General features: G+C 73.2%; 1 protein-coding gene. It reads left to right on the top strand.

The genetic code is table 11. The annotated features are described in order from the left end of the window. Positions 1-615 (top strand): phospholipase domain-containing protein (locus tag K6I34_RS37700; protein WP_229332506.1); only part of this gene is annotated, 615 nt, incomplete at its 5' end. Between the last annotated feature and the right edge of the window lie 128 nt (positions 616-743).

The raw sequence follows: 743 nt of genomic DNA, 5'->3' as shown, positions 1-743 counted from the left end.
CCCGCCCACCCCGCTCTGCCGAAGCAGAACCGCGGTTCGCGACCCACACGCCCACTGCCGTACGCCCCGGTGGTGGACGCGACGGTGACGCCCACGACCGGACGGATCACGCTCACCTTCGACGGAGGGCCGGAGGCGGGCGTGTGCTTCACCGTCACCTCCGCGAACCGCACGGACGGGCCGTGGAGCTACACCGCAGCGGCCGGTGCCACGCTCTCCGACACCTGGAACACGGCGTATTCGCACGGCTCGTACGACCTGACGGCGCACGGCCCGAACGGCTTCCTGCGCACCTTCAAGGGCTCCGGCGGCACGGCGGGCCCCGAGGTGACCGCCCGCCACGACGCCCACGGCGGCCGGGTCGAGCTGACCCTCACCAACCACGGCAAGGCCGACTGCCGTCTGACGGTCACCGACGCCTACGGCGGGAAGAGCGAGACGGTCCGGGTGCGGCCGGGCAAGCGCGTGGTGCGCACGGTGGAGCTGCGGCACAGCAAGCGCTGGTACGACCTGTCGGTGACCTGCGCCACCGACAGCGGCTTCCTGCGCCGGTTCGCCGGGCACGTCGAGACCGGCGAACCGGGGGTGAGCGACCCGGCGATCGCCACGGCCTGACGCCTGTCGCCTCCCCGACTCCCTGCCGAGGGCGCCCTGGTCGGCAGGGTCGGAGGACGCCTGGGCCGACGTGCGCAAAGCGCCCGGCGGCACCCGTCAAATCCCGCCATTCTCGTCCGTCCCACATC

Source organism: Streptomyces sp. UNOC14_S4 (genome assembly GCF_020740835.1).
In the GTDB taxonomy this organism is placed as follows: domain Bacteria; phylum Actinomycetota; class Actinomycetes; order Streptomycetales; family Streptomycetaceae; genus Streptomyces.
The sequence above is the reverse complement of the archived record's forward strand: the minus strand, read 5'-3'. Positions and strand labels throughout refer to the sequence as shown.